The organism is Shewanella sp. FeAMO (assembly GCF_053653955.1).
On sequence record NZ_CM132201.1, the window covers coordinates 3,046,457 to 3,067,500 of the forward strand.

The following is a 21,044-nucleotide window of genomic DNA, read 5'->3' on the forward strand; positions in this document are numbered from 1 at the left end:
CAACAATGAAACTACGCTTGACCGCCTCGGCCCTACTGGCCCTGCTCAGCACTTCCTCGGTATTTGCGGCCAATCTGACCATCCCTATGTCTTTTGAGTATCTGGCACTGGATGGCAAGGAAATTGAAACCAGCAACTTCAACCACAAATCTGAGCTGGCACTGTCCGAAGGTGTCCACAAGATTGCCATTCGTTATCATGACATGATCGATGACGAGTTTTCCGACAGTCAGAGCTTCGTTAAGTCTTCTCCTTTCATTCTGACCCTGAAAGCCGAAGGCGACAACGAGTACATCCTCAAGCCTGCCGATGGTGACTACGTCAAGAAGCCCAAAGAGTTTGCCAAAACCCCTCAGGTCGTCATTACCCGCGCCGATAAGGGCCAGGTCAACTACCAGGTGGAACTGACTCAGCTGAAAGAAACCTCGTTCCTGTCGCAACTGTTCAGCGGCAACAATGGCCCTGATGTTGAAACCGCTGCCGCTGCCGTAACCGCAGGCAACATGGCAGCCAGTCAACCGGTAGCACCTGTATCCAAACCATCACCCGTCAGCGCCATGACAATGCCAAGCAATGCTCCTCAGGCTGCCGGCCAAAATGGTGACAGTGCCGCCCACGCTCAGCAAATGCTGCAGTACTGGTGGTTACAGGCCGATGAAGCGACTCGCAAAGAGTTCATGAGCTGGGCCATCAAACAGCTCTGATAGATGATCCCTTTGGTATATCACGCCAGCTATTCCAGGCTGGCGTTACCATCCCGGCACAGATTTCCCATAAGCAAATATCAACGCCTGTTTGAGTACCTGTGCCAAACTCCATTTTCCGGGCAATTCAGCCTCTGTTCTCCAAAGCCTGCAAACCAAACTGCCCTCGCTTCTGTGCATTGCCCTCAATATGTTGCCGGGTTTATTCACAATCGACTGGATCCCAAGGCGATGCGCCGCATAGGTTTTCCCTGGAGCGAACATCTACTGACGCGGACACTGCACTCAGTCGCGGGTACCGAGCTTGCGGCGCGAAAAGCGATCGAGCACGGCATAGCGCTGCATATCAGCGGCGGTTACCATCACGCTCACCAGGACTTTGGCAGCGGTTACTGTATTTTCAACGATCTGGTCTATAGTGCCAGACGCATGATAAACCAAGGACTGGCGGACAAGGTTCTGATTATCGACTGCGATGTCCATCAAGGCGATGGTACAGCCACCATGACAGTCGGCGATGCGCACATCATCAGTTGCTCAATACACTGCCGGCAAAACTTCCCCGCCCGTAAATCAGACTCTCACTATGATATCGAGCTTGAAAAAGACGCTGGTGATGACGAGTACCTCTCAACGCTTGAGCAGATACTGCCATTGCTGATCTTGACTCATAGACCGGATCTCATTCTTTATGACGCCGAAGTCGATGTACATACTGAAGATGAACTCGGCTTGCTGCAGCTCAGCCTTGAGGGCATATTCCGGCGGGATATGAGCGTATTGCGTCATGCCAGAGACGCTGCAATACCAATAGCCTGTGTCACGGGAGGCGGATACTGCAAAGACCCTCTACAATTAACACTCAGACACAGTCAGTTATTTCATGCCGCTGCTATGCTATATCGCTAAAGGCTACAAACCAAATGCTATAAACCAAGCGTAATGCAGCAAAACTTTGGGGAGCGTCACCTATGCAGTTAGAGATCCGCAACTACTACGAAGTGATGTTAATGGAAATCCTCGCCGAAGAGGGATTAATGGACGAGCTGCCGGTCGACTATGTGGCCGATCTGGCTTGTATCACGCTCAATCAACTACCAGTGCGCTACATTCACCATCTGGTAGACACCTATTTCTACGGTGACTATCAAGAGCAAGATAGAATGCGCAACGAAATCTACCAGGCATTAGAGAAATCACGGGCGTTTTTGAAATCCAAACTGCCCCCGAAACTGGAAACCGATCAGCAAGCGCAGGGGTAGCACAGGCCCAGTTATCAAGAAACACGGATAACTCTGTGTTTAAGCCTCACCTGCGGAAATAAAGTCACCGCCCTGCTGCTATTCTTTTACTTCTTGGCTGTCTTGTTTTGGCCGTTAATGAGGTGGTAGCCAAGCCATCGCAGTCCATGTAGCCAGCTGTTTATACCAAACAAAAGTGTTAATGGTAGCCATTGGTGCTTCTTCGCTATAGAGGGGCCGCGCTTCTGGCGAATCAAATATCTTGTCAGGAGTAACAGAGATAGGGGTGGAAATCGGCTTTAGCTAGACTCAAAGTGGACCACCTTGTGGACCCCTTAGGTACTTTCAGCACTAACCATTTGAAAAGGTTTGGAATTGGAGGTTCCCCCAGAGCCACACCCCGGCACATGAGTCACTTGCTACGGTTGCTCCCTTCCGGGCCTGGCCGGGTTCACAAGTTATCATTGCGGGGGGACCCTGGGGTCACCACAGATTTGCAGCCTTGCTGCAACGCCGGGGATTATCCATCATGGCCCCGCCGGGATCAAGGGAAATTACTAAGGTTTGCCCTCTGCGGCATTCAAGTGAACATAAGATAAACAAAAACTTGTGTTTATCTCTGCCCTTCAAAGTACCAACAGATGTTTATTCTGCTCAACCAGTTTGGCACCGATACCCGTGACTTGGGTCAACTCATCAATGGATTTGAATTTGCCTTGGCTGCTGCGATATTCAACAATCGCTTTGGCCTTGGCCTCACCTATCCCTTTCAGTAACTGCAGCTCAGATTCCGAAGCGGTATTAATGTTGATTTTATGAACCTGCGCTTGGCCGGCTTGCGGCGTTTGTGGGGTTTTGTCTTTAGTGGGCTCTCCTGCGTATAGGGGAGAACTCAGGGTGGCTGCAAGTAGCAAAGCATAGAATGGTGTTTTCATATAAGACTCCTGTCATTTGTTAAGGCCGGTATCCCTTTCCTTGGCCTTAAAGAAATGTAGACCAGCGCACGAATATTGCCAAATTATTGCAACTAGACATTAGTACAACAAGTTAATGTGACCAATATCACCGTTTTAAACTTTCATTCTCTTTCAGCAATATAAAGGCTGTGCTCCTTAGTTAACCGTTTGAAACAAAAAAACGCTCAAAGGCGATCAATTTAGAGTGATACATCTCTCACATTTGCCATTTTCGTGATAGATTCCTCACGCAAATGTAGTGGGCATGGTAGTTAACTTACCCAAGAAAGCCCTTTGCCAAATGTGAGCTATGCCCTAAATTGCTTGCCATAAAAACAAGACGAGGAAGTTGAGAATGTCTTTAGAACAAACGGAAAGCTTACCCCCTTCGCAGACAGAGAAGAGTACCCAACAACGTAACATGTTGATCTTGGCTGCAGATATCCTGCTGCTTTTTCTATTGCACAGCTTTTTACCTTTTGAACCCGGGGTAAATACCGGTCTGTCTATCTTGGTATTTGCCGCTGTGCTCTGGCTTACTGAAGCCATTCACCTGAGTATCACGGCGATACTCATTCCGGTTCTGGCGGTATTTTTCGGTGTGTTTGAAACCAAAGCTGCCATGAGCAACTTTGCCAATCCAATTATCTATTTGTTTTTTGGTGGCTTTGTATTGGCTGCTGCCCTGCACCATCAAAAAATCGATACCCTTATCGCCCAAAAGGTGCTGCTGGCTTCCAAAGGTAAACTCAGCATCGCCTGTATGATGTTGTTTGGGGTAACCGCATTGCTGTCAATGTGGATCAGCAACACGGCCACCGCGGCCATGATGTTGCCTCTGGCACTGGGGATCTTGCAGCAACTGGATAAAGAGAGTCAGCACAACACCTATGTCTTTATGCTGCTGGGTATCGCTTATTCGGCCAACATTGGTGGCATAGGCACTCTGGTAGGTAGTCCGCCAAACGCCATCGCCGCTGCCCAGGCCGGCTTGAGCTTCAGCGACTGGCTGGAGTTTGGCCTCTTGACCGTGGCTTTGATGTTGCCAACAATGCTTATCGCCCTGTATCTGTATTTCAAACCGGACTTGTCGGTGGAATGTAAACTGGATATCGAAGATCAAAAACTGAGTTTCCAGGGAAAACTGACTCTGCTTATTTTCCTGGCCACAGTTTGCTGCTGGATCTTCAGTCAGCCTCTATCGGCCGCCCTTGGCGGTATCAGCCAGTTTGACACCATAGTCGCTCTTTCTGCAGTGGTTTTGCTGGCAGGTCTTGGCTTGGTTGGTTGGAAAAAAATAGAAAAAACCACCGACTGGGGTGTGCTGATACTGTTCGGCGGCGGTCTGACCCTGAGTGCCGTACTGAAAGCCACTGGTACCAGCGTCTTTCTGGCCCACTGGATGACAGACATCTTCGGCAGTACCCATATGTCGCTGTTCGTGTTTGCGGTCATTTTCTTTGTGGTAATGCTGACCGAATTTGCCAGTAACACCGCCAGTGCCGCCTTGCTGGTACCTGTGTTTGCCGCTATCGCCGAAGCATTGGGGCTATCGCCCGTAATGTTGTCGGTGCTCATAGGTATTTCGGCATCCTGCGCCTTTATGCTGCCGGTGGCCACGCCACCCAACGCCATAGTCTACGGCTCAGGCTACATAAAGCAGTCTGAAATGATGCGTGCCGGTATTATCATCAACTTCATCAGTATGTTGGTGCTCTATATCATAGCCCACACCTTCTGGGGCATTTGATTCTCTTAAGCCCGAAAAACAAGGCGAGCCATGCTCGCCTTGTCTCTTTTAACTGATCACTGTCAATGCCTGCTCCAGATCGGCTATCAGGTCATCCACATCTTCAAGCCCGGCCGATATTCGCAGCAGGCTGTCGCCTATGCCGGCTTTAAGACGCGCCTCTTGGGTATAGGGTGAATGGGTCATGGATGCCGGGTGCTGAATAAGCGACTCACAATCCCCCAGACTCACGGCAATTTTGAACAATCCCAGTCGATTGACAAAGGCCATGGACTGCTCCAAATCGGCCTTCAGCTCAAACGCCAACACCCCACCGGCCCTGCGCATCTGCGAGCCGATAAACTGATGGCCCGGATGGGAAACCAACCCGGGATAATGTACCTTGGCCACGGCTTGATGGGATTCGAGATACTGCGCCAGGCGCTCGGCGTTATCGCAATGACGTTCGAGTCGTACCGAGAGGGTTTTCAGGCCTCGCAAAATCAACCAGGCATCGAAAGGTGATAGCACGGCGCCAATATCTTTTAGCTGTTGTTGCTTGATGGCCGTTATCGCCGCTTGTGAGCCACAGATGATACCGGCAATAACATCGCCATGACCATTGAGATACTTGGTGGCGCTGTGAACCACAAGATCGATTCCCAACTGCAGTGGCTGCTGCAGCAGCGGCGTCATAAAGGTGTTGTCCACTATGCTGGTCAGTTGATGGCGCTTGGCGATAGCGGCTATGGCGCGGAGATCATACACGGCCAGATGCGGGTTCACCGGGGTTTCGCAGAAAATCACCCGAGTGTTGGGGCGAATAGCCGCCTCGACGGCCGCGAGATCGGCAAAATCCACCAGAGAAACCTCAATACCGAAGCGGGCAAACTGCTCTGTCATCAATGAAAAAGTGCAACCATAGACGGCTGAGGAAGCCAGCAGATGGTCGCCACAGCTCAAGTATGCCAGCAAGGCCGCCGATACAGCGCCCATGCCGGACGCGGCAGCAGCAGCGGCTTCAGCGCCTTCAAGCAGCGCCAGACGCCGCTCAAGCTCGGCAACCGTCGGGTTACCCAAGCGGGTATAGATATAACCCTCTTCTTCACCGGCAAAGCGGCGACCACCGCTTTGGGCGGTATCAAAACAGAAGGTGGCACTCTGATATAAAGGCGATACCAGTGCCCCGGAAGGCTCGCCAGAGTGGCCGCCATGAATAGCCAGTGTGGCTGAATGCAGTGCTTTTGGCTGCTTGTGTTGCATGCTTAACTCCCCATGTCAGTCCGACCATCCCTTATATTGTTATTCGGCTTATCGCCCGGGATGATTCAGTTGTCCTGGCACCAACATACTGAGTCAGCAAGACTTGCCCAAATCGGCAAGCAAAAATCATTACTCCTTGGTTGTAAAATCTTTGTTACGTTCGGTTTTTCTGGCCAGCACTGAGGCGGAAAAATCCTTCAGCTCCAACAGGAGTTCTTTGTGGATCCGCGACAGTTTGGGCTTGCTGGCACTGGAAAATGCCAGCGGCCGACAAAGCGCCATCGCCTGATAGCCAAGTCTCGCCGTCAACAAACCGCCCCCCAGCCCCTGACCAAGCCGCGCCGAAAGCTTGCCGGACATCTCTGCCGACAGCAATTGGGTACCCAAGTCGGTGGCAAGCTCTGTGGTGCCGGCATAGAGAATATTGACCAGGATCCCGCGGATCAGCCGAATACGGCTCCAATAACCCAGCTCTACCCCATAACAGCGAGCGATATCCTGGATCATCTTCTGATTACGCCAGAGGATCAGCGCCATATCCAGGACCGCCAGCGGGCTGGCCGCCAGCAATAGGGCCGATTCGGCCGCATAACGGCGCACCAGCTTCATACCAACCTTGTCGCGCTCGGTCAGCACTACCTGATCAAACAGCTGCAACTGCTCGGCATCATTCTGCTCCGGATTCAGCAGCGTCTGCAGCCTGTCCTGCTCTGGCCCCTTGGGCATCTGCTTGCAAATACCATAGATAAAGTCGCGCGCTTCGCCCATCTGCATACTGCCGAGCAGGCGTTGCCCGGTTTGCTGGGTATCTTCCACCTGGCGCAGGCGTTTGAGTTTGCGCCATTCCCCGAAACAAAGCTTGCCTACCCAGGCCAGCACCAAAGCGAGCACCAGGCTGTAAAAACCAAACAGCCAAGGGCTGTCGCGCCAGGCATCGACAAGACCGAGCAGTGTCTGCACCACGACCGCCGCCATCACGCCCAACAGAGCCAAGCGCGCCAACCAGGACCAGCGTTTGGGCTTGAGGGAGATGAGTTCATCTGCCTTGGGCTGTGCACTCAGCACTTGTTCCAGTTCGGCTTCTGTGGGGTATTCAACAAAGTCATCGCCTTGGAAATCCTTGGCCGCGGCCAATTCGGCGGCGGATTCCGGCTGATGACTGAAAATTCTCTGCGGCGCCAACTCTGTGGGTTGCGCTTCATCAGCGTGACTGCCGTTGCCGGCAGCATTATCAACATGCTTTTCTGAACTGTGTTTTGCCACGACTTACCTCAACTTGTCGCCCAAAAGAAACTCCAGCAGATGATCGAGCCGGATATGTTCATAGCCTAGTTCCGGTTGGCTGTCGGGCGGCGCAAACTCACAGAAATGAAATCCCTGCCTTTGCCAAAACGCTTGCTCAGGCAAGGCTCTGGGCACCTCGCCCGGATACAGGGTCACCTTCTGGCCATCGCTCATGCGTCGGCCACAAACCACTTCCACCTCCACGCCATCGGCATCTTTGACCATACCGTGACGGGTCGCTTTGATGGCGCTGATGGCCATGGTTTCCACCCGACTGCCGGCAAATCCGGCCTGTTGCCGACTGGGCGCCAACATGGCACTGAGCAGTGACAACACATTGCCCTGCTGATCCCGGGTCACCTGATCGACTTTACTGGCGGCAAACAGCAGAGTATCTATTCGGGGGGCAAACAAACGTCGCAACAGACTGGACTGGCCATACTGGAAGCTGGCACAAATGGCATTGAGTGCTTCGGCCATATCTTCAAACTGCGCCTTGCCACGATTAAGGGCGCTGAAACAATCCACCAGAATTAACTGACGGTCGAAACCGGCAAAATACTCCTGATAGAAGGGCTTGACCACTTTGGCCAGATATTGCAGATATCTGTGCCTGAGCACCTGATAATTGCTGCGACGTCCGGCCGATGCCAGTTGCTGCTTATCTTGGAGTTGCTCGGGTAACAGGGGGAAAAAAGCCAAAATTGGCGTACCGGCCAGCTCTCCGGGAAGCAACATTCGCCCCGGCTGGGCTTGATAAAACCCCTGTTGTTGCACCAGATCCAGCAGCAATAACCGATAACTTTCGGCAATGGCGGCCAGCGCCTGATCGTCGGCATCGGCGTACAAATCCAGCGTCGCCAGCGCCGCAGCAAACTTAGGATAGAGAGGCGAGGATTCCAGGGTTGATTGCCGGGCAAAGCGGGTTTCGGACCAGCGGTTAAAGTCCTGGCTCAACATGGGCAAGTCCAGCAACCACTCCCCGGGATAATCAACTATGTCGAGATGCAGTTTGGCGCTGTCGGCCAATTTTGCCAGCATCCCTTTGGTAGGCACATATTTGAGCGTCAGCCGCAGCTCACTGATACTGCGGGTCGACGCCGGCCAACTGGGCTTGGCTGCGGTCAAGCTGGCAATTGCAGCATCAAAGTCAAAACTGGCTATGGTCAAATCAGGCTGCAGCTCCCGCCTGACCCCGAGTAAACGTCCGTCGCGGCACACCTGAAATAGGGGTAAGCCACTGCCATCAGCCTCAGTGCCGGCGCGCAGCAGTCGATCCACCAGCGCGGTAATGAAGGCCGTCTTGCCTGCGCCGGAAAGGCCGGTAACCGCCAACCTAAGATGCCTGTCTGTGGTGCGTTGTGCCAACTCGCGGGTTTTGTGTTTGAGTTTGCCGAACTTTTGCCTGACGCTTGCCATAATTCTCCTGATACAAACAAACGGGGCGGTAAGCACCGCCCCTTGAACAAGGATTTATAGGTTATTGATCTGTCTTTTCAACTCGAACTGCTCAGAGGTGACATGTTGTTCGAGTGCCCGGAGCCTATGCTCCAGTGATTGAAAGCGATTGCTTACATCTCTGAGCGCCTGTTTGGCGGGCTCCCCGGCTTGCCAGACCTTTTTCTTGACCCCAATGTCCTTATGGGTGTCTTTGGCTGTCCAAGGTTTGACATCCAGTATCATCCACAGCAGCAGATAGATGATAACCACTATGCCTGAGCCACCGAGCAGGAAGATGGAAGCTGCCACCACCCGAACCAACCAAGGTTCCAGATTAAAGTACTCGGCTACCCCGGCACAGACCCCGGCTATCTTCCTTTGCTGGGGAATGCGGTAAAGAGTACGCTTGCCTGATTCAGTCATGACGTTGCCTCCATTCCGGGGACTCGGCATCCAGGATGGCTTCCAGCGTTTCAATCCTTTGGCCCATCTTGTCAGCTGTGTCTATCAAGTCGTTAAGCTGTTTGAACTCTGCTTCGGTAAGCCCCTGGCTCACCTGACGTTTACTGCGGTAATGCAGAATCAACCAGATTGGCGCCACAAAGATCATGAAGATAATCAGGGGTGCCAGCAGTAAGTCCATATCCATAAATCACCTCTGAGTCTGAATTATTTTTTGGTTTTGGCGCTATCGCCTTTCACCTTGGCCTTCAAGGCTTCCAGCTCGGCGCTGACAGAGTCTTCGGCCTTGAGTGCCGCAAATTCCTCTTCCAGACTGGACTTTTTGCCACCCAGATCATAGGACTCAACTTCAGCTTCCAGCCCTTCGATGCGACGCTCATACTGCTCAAACTTGAGCATGGCGTTGTCGATTTTGCTGGAATCCAGCTGCTTTTTCACTTCCAGGCGTGAAGAAGCGGTTTGCTTGCGCATTATGATAGTCTTCTGGCGTGCCTTGGCATCGGCCAGCTTTTCCTGCAGTTGACCCACTTCCTCTTTCAGGCGGGCAATATGCTCTTCAACTACCTCGAGCTCTTGCTCCAGAGTCTGCGCCAGGGTAGCGGCTTTTTGCTTTTCAACCAACGCGGCCTTGGCCAGGTCTTCCCTGTCTTTGGTCAGTGCCAGCTCAGCCTTTTCCTGCCAATCCTGCACCTGAAGCTGCACTTTGCCAATACGGCGGAGCAACTCTTTCTTCTCTGCCAATACTTTAGCCGAAGTAGAACGCACTTCAACCAGGGTATCTTCCATTTCCTGAATGATCAGGCGCACCATTTTTTCCGGATCTTCCGCCTTGTCCAGCAAGGCACTGATGTTGGCATTAATGATGTCGGCAAAACGTGTGAAAATTCCCATAATCCTGTCCTCTACATTTATTGTGGGTCTCGGTTCTTGTAATACAGATCCCGTGCCAACTTTTAAACGCCATTTGAAATCAATAGTTTAATATAAATTTTAACTTTCTCTTTATTTATTTAACCTACCCGCATATTATGATTTTCACCAATTATTAGCGTTAAAGACTAACTATTATCGTGGCCAATCCCTATCAGCAAGACAATCTTATCGGTCAATCCAATGCCTTGTTGGAGGTGTTGGAGCACGTTTCCCAAATCGCGCCGCTGTCCAAACCCGTGCTTATCATAGGTGAACGGGGGACGGGTAAAGAGCTGATCGCCGAGCGTCTGCACTATCTTTCCCAACGCTGGGATCAGAGTTTTATCAAACTCAATTGTTCCTCTTTGAGTGAAAATCTACTGGAAAGTGAACTGTTTGGCCATGAGTCCGGCGCATTTACCGGCGCCAAGGGGCGTCATGAAGGCCGCTTCGAGCGCGCCGACGGCGGCACCCTGTTTCTCGATGAGCTGGCCAATACGTCCGGCCTCATTCAGGAGAAGCTGCTGCGGGTCATAGAATATGGTGAATATGAAAGGGTGGGCGGCAGCAAGACCCTCAATGCCGATGTACGCCTAATCTGCGCCGCCAATGAAGACTTACCCAGTCTGGCAGAAGCCGGCGAGTTTCGAGCCGATCTGCTCGACCGTTTGGCGTTCGATGTTATCACCCTGCCGCCGCTGCGCTGCCGCCGGGAAGATATTTTGCCATTGGCTGAATACTTTGCCGTGGGCATGGCGCGTCAGCTCAAACTGGAGCTGTTTACCGGTTTTGCCACCGAAGCCGTGGCGACCATGATGGATCACAGCTGGCCGGGTAATATTCGGGAGCTGAAAAACGCCATAGAGCGCAGCGTCTATCGCCATGGTAATAACCCAGAACCGATTGAGAACATAGTGCTCGACCCTTTTGCCTCGCCCTACCGGCCCACCAAGCGGGTCAAGACCCATAGTCGCCAGCTGGCGACCGCTGAAGTTGGCAATGAAGTCCTTGCCGGCAGTGCCGCCGCACCGACAAACGATAGCCCAGAACCTTCGGCAAACCAGATACAGTTCCCGGTGGACTTCAAACAGTGCTGTGAGGACTTCGAGACCGACCTTATTCAACGTGCGTTCAGTGCCACCCAGTTCAATCAAAAGAAAACCGCAGAGCTACTGGGACTTAGCTACCATCAGCTCAGGGGCATACTGAAAAAATACAATTTGCTCGATAAGGCATAAGCCGATTGCCCAGGTAACGGCTGCACTGCTAAAATGTTCGGTCAACATCTGAATAACTAACGATTTTGCAATGAATCTGCTGACGTTACGCCCCGGGCGAGACTCTGATGCAATGGCGCAAGTCTCCAGGAGCAAGCTCTACGGAGATCTTGTGGCAGGGCGTTTATTCCGCTCATGCCGGCGCCTGAAGCTGACCGGGAGCATACTGACCGGCCTGGCTCTGACAATGCTGCTTGGCGGCTGTGGTCAACAGAAAGTGCCCTCCGGCCTGGTATACTGCTCCGAGGGCAATCCCGAGTCGTTCAACCCGCAGCTGGTGACCTCGGGAACCACAATCGATGCCACCTCGCACCAAATTTACAGTCGCCTGGTGGATTATGATCCCGAGAGCGGTGATATCATTCCGGCACTGGCAACCGAGTGGCAGATAAGCGAAGACGGCCTCAGTTATGAGTTTGAGCTGCGCCAGGGTACCCAGTTTCACGATCTGTCCTACTTTCACCCCAGTCGGCATTTCAATGCAGATGATGTGCTGTTCAGTTTCAATCGCATTATAGACAAGCAGCACCCTTTCCATGAGGTAGCTCAGGGCGGTTACCCCTTCTTCCAAAGCATAGGTTTTGCCGGGCTGATAAAATCCATCAGCAAACAAGGCGAATATCGAGTCAGATTTGAACTCACCCAGCCCGATGCCTCATTCCTTTCCAACCTGGCCACCGACTTTGCGGTGATCCTCTCCAAAGAGTATGCCGATCAGCTTCTTGCCCAAGGCAGCCCACAGCAGTTGGATAACCAGCCGATAGGAACAGGCCCCTTTATGCTGGTGCAATACGTTAAGAATGAATATATCCGCTACCGGCGCCACCCAGGTTACTGGGGCAATATGCCGCAGTCTGAAATGCTGGTGTTCGATATCACGCCGCGAAGCACTACCCGCCTGGCCAAGCTGATCACCGGCGATTGCAGCGTTTCGGCCTTGCCCAAGGCCGGTGAATTGCCGGTTATTGAGCAGCACGACAACCTGGTTTTGGAAAGCCGCCCCGGGATGAATGTGGCCTATTGGGCCTTCAATACCCAAAAGCCGCCGTTCAATGATGTCAGGGTCAGACGGGCGCTGGCCTACGCCATCGACAAGCAAAACCTGCTAAGGGCCGTTTATCAGGACACAGCCGTCGAGGCAACCGGTATTCTGCCGCCCTCCTCCTGGGCCTATTCCGATTCGGCCAAGAGTCATGAATATGCCCCAGACAAAGCCAGAGCGCTGCTGGATGAAGCCGGCATAGATAAACTGGAGCTGGATATCTGGGCTATGCCTGTGGCACGAATATACAACCCCAATGCGCTGAAGACCGCCGAGCTGATCCAGGCCGATTTGGCGACCATAGGTGTCAAGGTCAATATCGTCAACTACGATTGGAGTGTGTTCACCCAAAAACTGGCACGCAGTGATTATGACTCGGTACTCATCGGCTGGAACGCCGACAACAGCGATCCGGATAACTTCTTCACCCCATTGCTCAGTTGTGGCTCTATCGCCTCCAACAACAATCGTTCTCGCTGGTGTAACCCCAGGTTTGACGCCCTGCTCAACCAGGCCAGAAGCGTGAGCGACAGAGAAAGTCGAAGTTTGCTGTACCACCAGGCCGAGGCGATTCTGGCACAGGATATGCCGTTGGTGAGCCTGGCTCATGCCAAACGTATGGCACTGAAGAATGCCAGCGTGACCGAAACCAGCCTCACGCCTTTTGGCGGCATCGCCTTTGCCAATATAGGCCACGGCAACAAACCGGCTGTTGAGAAAAAAACACCGCCCGCCAAGGAGCAAAACTGATGGCCGCTTATCTGCTGCGCAGGCTTAACCTCTTTGTCGCCACCTCACTCATCCTTATCTGTGTACTCTTCTACGCCACCAGTTTGTTTCCGGTGGACCGCATCTATGCCCTGACCGGGATCCAGGCACCGAGTGATGCCCAGGAGGCACAAATCATCGCCGACTATCATCTCGATGGCGGCTCCTTTTCTCAGTTTATTGGCTACCTGGGGCAGAGGCTCAGTGGCGATCTCGGCATTTCTGTGACCTCTCAAAGACCGGTGGCAGAAGAGCTGTTGGCGGTACTGCCGGCGTCTTTCGAACTGGCGACTGTATCCGGTTTGTTTGCCATCATCTTCGGGGTGCCGCTGGGGGTGTTGGCCTCGCTGAGTAAACAGAAACTGACCCAAAACGCCATCATGGCGGTAACACTGACAGGTTACTCGATTCCGGTATTCTGGCTCGGGCTGTCCCTGTCACTCTGGTTCGGGGTCAGACTGGGTTGGCTGCCAATTTCCGGGCAGATAAACCTGCTCTATGAGATCAAACCTGTGACCGGTTTTATGCTGATAGATACCCTGCTGTCCGACTCGCAATACCGCTTATCCGCCTTTAAGGATGCCGCCTTGCACATTATCCTGCCGGCGCTGACCTTGTCTGTGTTGCCCTTTACCGTGGTGGTACGTATTACCCGCTCGGCGATGATGAATGTGATGAACCAGACCTATATCCGTGCCGCCGAGGCCAGAGGCCTGCCCACGGGTAAAATCGTGTTGCGCCACGCCCTGCCCAATGCCTTGATCCCCCTGCTCAAGCACCTGGGACTTATGCTGGGGCCATTTGCCAGCTATGCCATAGTGGTGGAAGTGATCTTCAGTTGGCCCGGGGTCGGCTCCTGGCTGGTATCAGGTATCTACCAACGGGATTACACTGTGATCCAGGGCGGTACACTGGCGGTAGCGCTGCTGATTATCTTTCTGAGTATTCTGATTGAAGTGCTGCACACGGCCACCAATCCGCTCAGCAGGAAGGAACTCTATGCCTCAAATTAAGATTTATCAGGAAGACGATATTCCATCCCCCAGCCTCAAGCTCTGGCGTACCTTTGCCGCCAATCCTTTTGCGCTTGCCGGGCTCTGGGGCGTGCTCTGCCTGCTGATCCTGACAATGTTCGGGCCCATGATCGCCCCCTACCCGGCCGATTTTCAAGATCCCAACGCCCTGTTACTGCCACCATCCTGGGACGATCTCGGCACGGTTGAGCACTTTCTCGGTACAGACGATCTCGGCCGGGATATCTTTTCCCGCTTGCTGCACGGCACCAGTTACACCTTCGGCATGGCGCTGGCGATTGTTGCCACCGCTCTCTTGGTGGGTTTTATCATAGGTTCATTCTCGGGGATGATGCGCGGCCTCAAGTCCAGTATCCTAGGGCACCTGCTCGATGCCTTGCTGTCAATTCCATCACTCTTGATGGCTATTCTGGTGGTGGCGGTAATGGGCCCCGGGCTGATGAACGTATTCTGGGCCGTGGGTATCGCGCTCACGCCTCAGTTTGTTCGCGCCATACATCAAGCCGTGCATGAAGAGTTGCAAAAAGAATATGTCACCGCCGCCAAGTTGGATGGCGCCAATGGTCTGCAGATATTCTGGTTTGTGATTATGCCCAATGTCTGGGAGACTGTAATTATTCAAACAACGCTGGCAATATCGGCGGCCATTTTGGATATCGCCGCGCTGGGTTTCCTCAATCTCGGTGCCCAGGCGCCCAAATCCGAATGGGGTGCCATGGTATTCCAGGGCCTGGATAACCTGCTGACCGCTCCCTGGACAGTGACCATTCCGGGAGCCGCTATCCTGCTGAGTGTGTTGGCCGTCAACCTGGTCGGCGATGGACTGAGATCGGCGCTTGCGCCCATCAGAAACTGATTATGCCGTTACTCGATATTCGTAATCTCACCATAGAACTGGACACGCCCCATGGGCGGGTCAAGGCGCTGGAAAAAGTCAGCCTGACAGTCAATGCCGGTGAAATCCATGGTCTGGTCGGTGAATCCGGCTCGGGCCGCTCTCTTATGGCGCGGGCCATTCTCGGGATCCCCGGCCCCAACTGGACTGTCACCGCCGATCGCATGATGTGGGATGGCCGCAACCTGATGGAAATGAATCAGGCGGAGCGGCGCAGCCTTATGGGCTCTGATATGTCGATGATATTTCAGGATCCCTCCGGCAGCTTTGACCCGGCGCTCACTGTGGGCAGCCAATTGATTGAAGCCATGCCGCTGAATAAGCAGACACCTTTCTGGCGCCGCGGTAAAGAGCGGCGTCTTACAGCACAAAAATGGTTGCACAAGGTGGGGGTCAAAGAGCCGCGGCGGGTGCTGGCCAGCTATGCCTGGGAACTCTCCGAAGGCGAATGCCAGAAAGTGATGATCGCCATGGCGCTCGCCAATCGTCCCAAGTTGCTGATCGCCGATGAACCTACGGCTTCGATGGAACCCAGTACCCAGGCGCAGATATTTCGTCTGTTGACTCAGCTCAATCAGTTGCAGAACGTCGCCATCTTGCTGATCAGCCACGAGCTGGACACGCTGTCGAACTGGTGTAACCGTCTGACTGTGCTCTACAGCGGCCAGGTGATGGAATCCGGCCCTACCGCAGAGCTACTTGAGCAGCCTTATCATCCCTATACCAAGGCGATGCTGGATAATATGCCGGACTATTCCGGCCCTGCAGCCCACAAGACGCTGATGCCGACCCTGCCGGGCTCAGTGCCGGCGCTGCAACATCTGCCGATAGGCTGTCGCCTGGGGCCTCGCTGCCCGGAAGCCCGCAAACAATGCGTGGTACAACCGCAACTGAGCCATCATAAAGACAGATATTACGCCTGCCATTTCCCTTATCAGAGTGAGCCTATTGATGACGACTCCCTTGCTTAAAGTCACGGACCTGAGCAAACGCTACTTCAGCGGCTACAAGGGCTTTCGCCGCCAATATACTGAGGCTTTGGCGCCCATTTCGTTCGAACTCAACAGCGGCGAAACCCTGGCCATTGCCGGTGAAGCCGGCTCCGGCAAGAGTACTCTGGCCCGTATTTTGGTCGGCGCCGAGTATCGCAGCGGCGGGCAAATTCTGTTCAATGGCGAGCCGCTCGACAGCCATGATCTGAAACAGCGCTGCAGACTTATCCGGATGATATTCCAGGATCCCAACACCTCACTCAACCCCAGGCTGACCATAGGGGAACTGCTCAATGAGCCGCTGAGGTTCAATACCAGGCTCTCGGCCCATGCCCGCAGTGAGCAAGTGGTTGAGACTTTGCGCAAAGTCGGCTTGCTGCCGGAACACGTGGAGTTTTATCCCCACATGATTTCCGAAGGACAGAAGCAGCGGGTAGCGGTGGCCCGGGCCTTGATGCTCAACCCGAGGATCATTATCGCCGATGAAGCTCTGACGGCACTGGATCTCTCGGTACGGGCCCAGATCCTCAACCTGCTGCTCAAGCTGCAAAAAGAGATGGGGCTTTCCTATATTTTTGTGTCCCACAATCTCAATGTTATCCGCCATGTAAGCGACAAGATCATGGTGTTGCACAAGGGGGTGATGGTGGAAAAAGCCGCCACCGAGACCCTGTTCAATGATCCGCAACACGAATACACCCAAAGATTATTGCAGGAGCAGGCACAACTGGCCCGCAAGCGTTGATAAGGGTTCAAACTGCTCCAACCACTGCCCCGTCGGCAGGCTTTTTGAAAAAATCAGTACCAATTAGAGTTGAAATACTTATCCTAATGACAGTTTTCGGAAGAAGAAGCTAAGACATGATTATTAAACCTAAAATTCGTGGTTTCATTTGTACCACTACTCATCCTCTGGGCTGTGAAGCCAACGTGCTGGAGCAGATCAACACCACCAAGGCCAAAGGCAAGATAGCCAATGGCCCCAAGAAAGTACTGGTGGTAGGTTCTTCCAGTGGTTATGGTCTCTCCTCCCGTATTGCCGCCGCCTTTGGTTCCGATGCTGCCACTATCGGGGTCTTTTTTGAAAAGCCCGGCACTGAGACCAAACCCGGCACAGCCGGTTGGTACAACTCGGCGGCGTTTGACAAGTTTGCCAAGGCTGAAGGCCTGTATTCCAAGAGCATCAATTGTGATGCCTTCAGCCATGAAGCCAAAGCCAAGGTGATTGAGCTGATCAAGGCCGATCTGGGCCAGATAGACATGGTGGTGTATTCACTGGCCTCGCCTGTACGCAAACTGCCAGACAGCGGCGAAGTGATCCGCTCGGCCCTCAAGCCTATCGGCGAGTCATATCGCTCTACCGCGGTGGACACCAACAAAGACACCATCATTGAAGCCTCGGTTGAGCCAGCGACAGAGCAGGAAATCAAAGATACTGTTACTGTGATGGGTGGTCAGGATTGGGAACTGTGGCTAGATGCCCTCGACAAGGCCGGCGTACTGGCCGATGGTTGCAAGACAGTAGCATACAGCTATATAGGAACAGAGCTGACCTGGCCTATCTACTGGCATGGCGCTCTGGGTAAGGCCAAGATGGATCTCGACCGCGCCGCCGGCGAACTGAACCAAAGACTGGCCGCCAAGGGTGGCAGTGCCAATGTCGCCGTGCTCAAGAGTGTGATCACTCAGGCCAGTTCGGCTATTCCGGTAATGCCGCTGTATATCGCCATGGTATTCAAGAAGATGCGCGAAGAAGGCCTGCATGAAGGCTGCATGGAACAGATTTACCGTATGTTCAGCGAGCGCCTATACAAGGCCGATGGCAGCAAGCCAGAAGTAGACGATGCCAACCGCCTGCGCCTGGATGATTGGGAACTGAGAGAAGATATCCAGCAGCACTGCCGCGATCTCTGGCCACAAATCACCACAGAAAACCTCAGTGAGCTGACCGACTACCGTGAGTACAAGGCCGAATTCCTCAAGCTGTTTGGCTTTGGTATCGAAGGCATAGACTATGATGCCGACGTTAATCCGGCGGTTGAGTTTGATGTTATAGAGCTCTAAACAAGGTGCAAGCAAGTATCAAGTCGCTGTTAAACGCTGCTCTTGATTAAATGCACAAAAGAAACGCCCCCAATTGCCTTAGCTATTGGGGGCGTTTTACCTTTTCGGGTATTTTTGATTAGAAGCTCAGGCTGGTGCTGGCCTTTTGCTTATCATTGTCGGTCACGGTCAAGGTCACTTCATTGGCACGACCGCCAATACGCATGGCAACCGGGCCGTTGAATCTACGCCCATCGTTGAAGCGCCACTGCTGCTTTTTGATATAACCGTCAGGATCATAGCTCTCGGAGATAAACACCTGCAGCAGCCAGAGATCCAGATGACGGATAACCGCCACAGGCTCGGTCGGCTCAGGGGCTATCTCAACGGTCACCTCACGGCTGACACTGTGCTGGGCACCTTTGTCGTCAGTCACAGTCAGAGTGATGAGGTAGACACCGCTTTGCTGGTATTCATGGCTCACTTGCTCGCCAAAGGCTTGAGTGCCATCACCCAGATCCCACTCCAGGCTCACCAACTCACCATCGCTATCACTCGAAGTGCTAGCAAGCGCCACTGCGGCACCATTTTGCTGCACTGAGAACTCGGCCACCGGTGTCTGATTGGCCGCGGTAAAGTCCAGAGCGATGATCACAGGGTCGTGATCCGATGAGCGGAAGGCATCGTTGCTGTAGAAACTTTGCAGTTGCTCCGGCGTCTTGAACTCAGTGTTGTAGTCCAGCACCCTGGGTTCATCAGTATTGATATGCCAATCGGTCACATCACGAACATTGGCCAGCATGGCTTCATTGGCCAGTGCATGATCTAGCTGTCCCGACTCACCGGAGAACACATAGGAGTATGCTGAAGGCTTACCAAGCTCGCCAAACAGCTCGGCGTAACCGGCATTGGCCAGGGTTGTCAGCGGATCTTCCTTGGCGTAGGCGTTGAGATCCCCTATCACCAGCACCTTGTCATCCTGATATTCTGCCTGCAGGAACTGGCCTATCGCCATGGCTGCGCGGGTTCGGGTCAGATTACAGTTACCCTGGCCGTCGTTCATGTCAGGATCGCCCAGCGCATTACAATCACTGCCCTTGGACTTGAGGTGGTTGACCGCCACCACAAAGCTATCCTCACTGTCGTTGACGCTAAACTTCTGGGTCAGCATGGGACGGTTCTTGCCATCGTTGAACAGCACCTGACCATTGTCATCCAGCGCCGAATTACTGCTGTCCAGAATCGCCGCTACCCCTTCCGGGGTGACTCTGTCCTGACGATACAAAATACCGACGCTGATCTCATCGTTACCAATACGATTAACCTGTGGCGCCAGATAGCGATAGCTGTCAGTGCCAATGGCGTCGTTGAGACCGCGCGCCAGATCGGCAATTGCCGAGTTACTGCCGAAACCATCGTTCTCGATTTCCATCAAACCGAAGACATCGGCGTTAATGGTTTTCATCGCCGCGATTATCTTGGCTCGTTGGCGCTCAAACTCCGCTTGAGTATCGGCGCCACGGGACGTGGGGAAACCACCGCCCTGGCCATCGCCGTTGAAATAGTTGAGCACGTTGAAACTGGCAACTGTCAAGGCATCGAGACGATTCAACTCAGGCTCGGATGCTCTGGGATTGGCGGCAACAAAGTTGACGGTATCGACCGGCATCAAACGGTAAATGCCAAAACCGTAATGCATCACCGCGGTGAGGTTTGTGACAGTATCACCGACTCTGAGCGGGTTAGCGGCGCTCAGACCCGGGGCCGGATAGATAACAGGATCCGGGTTTTGTGCCGTCAGGCCATCGTCAAGCACTATGGAATCCAGGGCATTGGCTGCCGTGACCGCCAAGGCATCGGCGCCGGGATTGGCCACCTGAGTACCGATAAAGTGACGGCTTGAACCCAACAACACCTCACCATAACGGCCAAGGTTGTAGACTTCGTTTACCGTAAGATGCTGCTCAAAGCTGACCAACATGCCTTCGAAGGCTTCAAGTGCACTGCTGTCATTGACCGGCAGGCTCACTCTGGCTGCACTCGGCAGAGGTTGTGATGTGGCACACAAGGCCTTGGCACTGACATTGGTCAGTTCGGTCAGGCCTTGATATTCAATGACCTGAGCCCGCACTCGAATTCGGTCGCCGGCCTGATAGCCACTGGCGCTATTGCCTGTGTACAGGAACACCCCTTCCGAGGTCAAAGGATCGGCATCCGCCTCGGCATCGGCCATCTGCAGGAACAATCCCTTGAGACCCGCTTCCTGGTTGCTGGTGACTATTGCTTCCACTTCCAGGGTTTCACCGGCCAATGGACTGGCCTCACCGCTACCCTGCAATGCATGAATGGGTGTAGCCGCATCGCCGCAAACCAAGGCGCCATTACCGGGATCTGTCGGTTCACCCGGCTCGCCGGCATTACCGCCAAAGGCCCCCAGGTCGTCGATATTATCGATGGCAAAGCCGTCCCAACCACTGAGGTCAACCGCATCGAAGGGGATGAGATCCGCACTCAAGTTGTCCAGCTTACGCCTTATAGTATTGTTTTGAGTGGAAACATCACCGCTGCCCCACTCGGAGCCGGGATCCACCCCAACCTGGCCCAGGCTGTCGACCACCTCACCATTACGGCTCAGCACCAGGGCATCATCACCGTTGAAGAAACTGGCGCTGCTGGTTTGCTGCGCCAATGCCAGGATTGCAGCGTCGGCATCATTGTCGGCCAATACATGAGTGCCACCGGCGGCCAGCATGCCGCTCAGGGCAATACTGCTGCCTGCGCTGCTACTGCCATTGAAGAAGATATCCAGCTGATACTGGCTGAGATCGACAGCTTGGCTGCCGGCGTTAAAGAGTTCGATGGCCTTGTTATTGCCTGAACCTTCAACATATTCGGAAATGATCACTTGCTCGCTCGCCTGAGCCTGGGCAGCAATACTGCCCACGGCCAGGGCAAGCAGACTTGCCTTGGTTAACATATTGACCCCTGAAATATATCCTGAT

19 protein-coding genes and 1 other RNA gene are annotated in these 21,044 nt (G+C 53.5%); 11 read left to right on the forward strand and 9 right to left on the reverse strand.

What is annotated here, in order from left to right; genetic code table 11:
* Positions 1–5: 5 nt before the first annotated feature.
* The 3 genes from ACWAU4_RS13705 (at position 6) to ACWAU4_RS13715 (ending at position 1,966) form a co-directional block, all read left to right on the forward strand.
* Complete coding sequence (locus ACWAU4_RS13705; protein ID WP_025011231.1) at positions 6–704, forward strand: DUF2057 domain-containing protein; 699 nt, start codon at positions 6–8, stop codon at positions 702–704.
* A 3-nt stretch (positions 705–707) separates the two neighbouring features.
* A complete protein-coding gene (locus ACWAU4_RS13710) occupies positions 708–1,613 on the forward strand; it encodes a histone deacetylase family protein (RefSeq protein WP_208124872.1) in 906 nt (301 codons plus the stop codon).
* A gap of 62 nt (positions 1,614–1,675) precedes the next feature.
* The gene (locus ACWAU4_RS13715; RefSeq protein ID WP_093982738.1) at positions 1,676–1,966 is read left to right on the forward strand and encodes a late competence development ComFB family protein; all 291 of its coding nucleotides are present in this window, start codon (positions 1,676–1,678) and stop codon (positions 1,964–1,966) included.
* A 363-nt stretch (positions 1,967–2,329) separates the two neighbouring features.
* On the opposite strand, the gene ffs is transcribed toward ACWAU4_RS13715, so the two are convergent.
* Both ffs and ACWAU4_RS13725 read right to left on the reverse strand, forming a co-directional pair.
* Positions 2,330–2,426, reverse strand: an RNA gene (gene ffs, locus ACWAU4_RS13720) — signal recognition particle sRNA small type.
* Between the two features lie 145 nt (positions 2,427–2,571).
* A complete protein-coding gene (locus tag ACWAU4_RS13725; protein WP_045282673.1) occupies positions 2,572–2,880 on the reverse strand; it encodes a ComEA family DNA-binding protein in 309 nt (102 codons plus the stop codon).
* A gap of 376 nt (positions 2,881–3,256) precedes the next feature.
* Here ACWAU4_RS13725 and ACWAU4_RS13730 point away from each other — a divergent pair, with 376 nt between their 5' ends.
* The gene (locus tag ACWAU4_RS13730) at positions 3,257–4,651 is read left to right on the forward strand and encodes a DASS family sodium-coupled anion symporter (RefSeq protein ID WP_025887150.1); all 1,395 of its coding nucleotides are present in this window, start codon (positions 3,257–3,259) and stop codon (positions 4,649–4,651) included.
* A gap of 48 nt (positions 4,652–4,699) precedes the next feature.
* Here ACWAU4_RS13730 and ACWAU4_RS13735 read toward each other — a convergent pair whose 3' ends face one another.
* From ACWAU4_RS13735 to pspA, 6 genes are all read right to left on the reverse strand, one after another.
* Positions 4,700–5,893: a trans-sulfuration enzyme family protein gene (locus ACWAU4_RS13735; RefSeq protein ID WP_208124873.1), complete on the reverse strand. Its 1,194-nt coding sequence runs from the start codon at positions 5,891–5,893 to the stop codon at positions 4,700–4,702.
* Positions 5,894–6,022: 129 nt separating this feature from the next.
* Positions 6,023–7,156: a TIGR01620 family protein gene (locus tag ACWAU4_RS13740; protein WP_107005385.1), complete on the reverse strand. Its 1,134-nt coding sequence runs from the start codon at positions 7,154–7,156 to the stop codon at positions 6,023–6,025.
* A 3-nt stretch (positions 7,157–7,159) separates the two neighbouring features.
* A complete protein-coding gene (locus ACWAU4_RS13745) occupies positions 7,160–8,596 on the reverse strand; it encodes a YcjX family GTP-binding protein (protein ID WP_093983127.1) in 1,437 nt (478 codons plus the stop codon).
* 54 nt (positions 8,597–8,650) lie between these two features.
* The gene (gene pspC, locus ACWAU4_RS13750) at positions 8,651–9,040 is read right to left on the reverse strand and encodes an envelope stress response membrane protein PspC (protein ID WP_025887147.1); all 390 of its coding nucleotides are present in this window, start codon (positions 9,038–9,040) and stop codon (positions 8,651–8,653) included.
* Positions 9,033–9,266 carry an envelope stress response membrane protein PspB gene (pspB, locus tag ACWAU4_RS13755; RefSeq protein WP_025011223.1) on the reverse strand — a complete coding sequence of 78 codons (234 nt, stop codon included), beginning with the start codon at positions 9,264–9,266 and terminating at the stop codon, positions 9,033–9,035. Before pspB ends, pspC begins: the two co-directional genes overlap by 8 nt.
* Before the next feature lie 20 nt (positions 9,267–9,286).
* Positions 9,287–9,970: a phage shock protein PspA gene (gene pspA, locus ACWAU4_RS13760; RefSeq protein WP_025887146.1), complete on the reverse strand. Its 684-nt coding sequence runs from the start codon at positions 9,968–9,970 to the stop codon at positions 9,287–9,289.
* A gap of 179 nt (positions 9,971–10,149) precedes the next feature.
* On the opposite strand from pspA, the gene pspF reads away from it, so the two are divergent.
* The 7 genes from pspF (at position 10,150) to fabV (ending at position 18,063) form a co-directional block, all read left to right on the forward strand.
* Positions 10,150–11,229 carry a phage shock protein operon transcriptional activator gene (gene pspF, locus ACWAU4_RS13765; RefSeq protein WP_107005384.1) on the forward strand — a complete coding sequence of 360 codons (1,080 nt, stop codon included), beginning with the start codon at positions 10,150–10,152 and terminating at the stop codon, positions 11,227–11,229.
* Between the two features lie 226 nt (positions 11,230–11,455).
* Positions 11,456–13,060, forward strand: a complete 1,605-nt coding sequence (locus tag ACWAU4_RS13770) for an ABC transporter substrate-binding protein (protein ID WP_454290572.1) — start codon at positions 11,456–11,458, stop codon at positions 13,058–13,060.
* Positions 13,060–14,091, forward strand: coding sequence for an ABC transporter permease (locus tag ACWAU4_RS13775; RefSeq protein ID WP_025011221.1), 1,032 nt, complete (start codon positions 13,060–13,062; stop codon positions 14,089–14,091). Before ACWAU4_RS13770 ends, ACWAU4_RS13775 begins: the two co-directional genes overlap by 1 nt.
* Entirely contained in the window at positions 14,078–14,968 is an 891-nt protein-coding gene (locus ACWAU4_RS13780; RefSeq protein ID WP_028780445.1) for an ABC transporter permease subunit, read from the forward strand. The genes ACWAU4_RS13775 and ACWAU4_RS13780 overlap by 14 nt, the downstream gene beginning before the upstream one ends.
* A gap of 2 nt (positions 14,969–14,970) precedes the next feature.
* Positions 14,971–15,978: a peptide ABC transporter ATP-binding protein gene (locus ACWAU4_RS13785; RefSeq protein ID WP_025011220.1), complete on the forward strand. Its 1,008-nt coding sequence runs from the start codon at positions 14,971–14,973 to the stop codon at positions 15,976–15,978.
* On the forward strand, positions 15,959–16,744 hold the full coding sequence (locus ACWAU4_RS13790; protein ID WP_025011219.1) for a peptide ABC transporter ATP-binding protein: 786 nt from the start codon (positions 15,959–15,961) through the stop codon (positions 16,742–16,744). Before ACWAU4_RS13785 ends, ACWAU4_RS13790 begins: the two co-directional genes overlap by 20 nt.
* Before the next feature lie 116 nt (positions 16,745–16,860).
* Positions 16,861–18,063, forward strand: coding sequence for an enoyl-ACP reductase FabV (gene fabV, locus ACWAU4_RS13795; RefSeq protein WP_025887141.1), 1,203 nt, complete (start codon positions 16,861–16,863; stop codon positions 18,061–18,063).
* A 118-nt stretch (positions 18,064–18,181) separates the two neighbouring features.
* On the opposite strand, the gene ACWAU4_RS13800 is transcribed toward fabV, so the two are convergent.
* The gene (locus ACWAU4_RS13800) at positions 18,182–21,019 is read right to left on the reverse strand and encodes an ExeM/NucH family extracellular endonuclease (protein WP_454290299.1); all 2,838 of its coding nucleotides are present in this window, start codon (positions 21,017–21,019) and stop codon (positions 18,182–18,184) included.
* Between the last annotated feature and the right edge of the window lie 25 nt (positions 21,020–21,044).

Coding starts and splice junctions, on each gene's coding strand:
- ACWAU4_RS13705 (WP_025011231.1), top strand. CDS start 6: ATGAAACTACGCTTGACCGCCTCGGCCCTACTGGCCCTGCTCAGCACT.
- ACWAU4_RS13710 (WP_208124872.1), top strand. CDS start 708: ATGATCCCTTTGGTATATCACGCCAGCTATTCCAGGCTGGCGTTACCA.
- ACWAU4_RS13715 (WP_093982738.1), top strand. CDS start 1,676: ATGCAGTTAGAGATCCGCAACTACTACGAAGTGATGTTAATGGAAATC.
- ACWAU4_RS13725 (WP_045282673.1), bottom strand. CDS start 2,880: ATGAAAACACCATTCTATGCTTTGCTACTTGCAGCCACCCTGAGTTCT.
- ACWAU4_RS13730 (WP_025887150.1), top strand. CDS start 3,257: ATGTCTTTAGAACAAACGGAAAGCTTACCCCCTTCGCAGACAGAGAAG.
- ACWAU4_RS13735 (WP_208124873.1), bottom strand. CDS start 5,893: ATGCAACACAAGCAGCCAAAAGCACTGCATTCAGCCACACTGGCTATT.
- ACWAU4_RS13745 (WP_093983127.1), bottom strand. CDS start 8,596: ATGGCAAGCGTCAGGCAAAAGTTCGGCAAACTCAAACACAAAACCCGC.
- pspC (WP_025887147.1), bottom strand. CDS start 9,040: ATGACTGAATCAGGCAAGCGTACTCTTTACCGCATTCCCCAGCAAAGG.
- pspB (WP_025011223.1), bottom strand. CDS start 9,266: ATGGATATGGACTTACTGCTGGCACCCCTGATTATCTTCATGATCTTT.
- pspA (WP_025887146.1), bottom strand. CDS start 9,970: ATGGGAATTTTCACACGTTTTGCCGACATCATTAATGCCAACATCAGT.
- ACWAU4_RS13770 (WP_454290572.1), top strand. CDS start 11,456: ATGCTGCTTGGCGGCTGTGGTCAACAGAAAGTGCCCTCCGGCCTGGTA.
- ACWAU4_RS13775 (WP_025011221.1), top strand. CDS start 13,060: ATGGCCGCTTATCTGCTGCGCAGGCTTAACCTCTTTGTCGCCACCTCA.
- ACWAU4_RS13780 (WP_028780445.1), top strand. CDS start 14,078: ATGCCTCAAATTAAGATTTATCAGGAAGACGATATTCCATCCCCCAGC.
- ACWAU4_RS13785 (WP_025011220.1), top strand. CDS start 14,971: ATGCCGTTACTCGATATTCGTAATCTCACCATAGAACTGGACACGCCC.
- ACWAU4_RS13790 (WP_025011219.1), top strand. CDS start 15,959: ATGACGACTCCCTTGCTTAAAGTCACGGACCTGAGCAAACGCTACTTC.
- fabV (WP_025887141.1), top strand. CDS start 16,861: ATGATTATTAAACCTAAAATTCGTGGTTTCATTTGTACCACTACTCAT.
- ACWAU4_RS13800 (WP_454290299.1), bottom strand. CDS start 21,019: ATGTTAACCAAGGCAAGTCTGCTTGCCCTGGCCGTGGGCAGTATTGCT.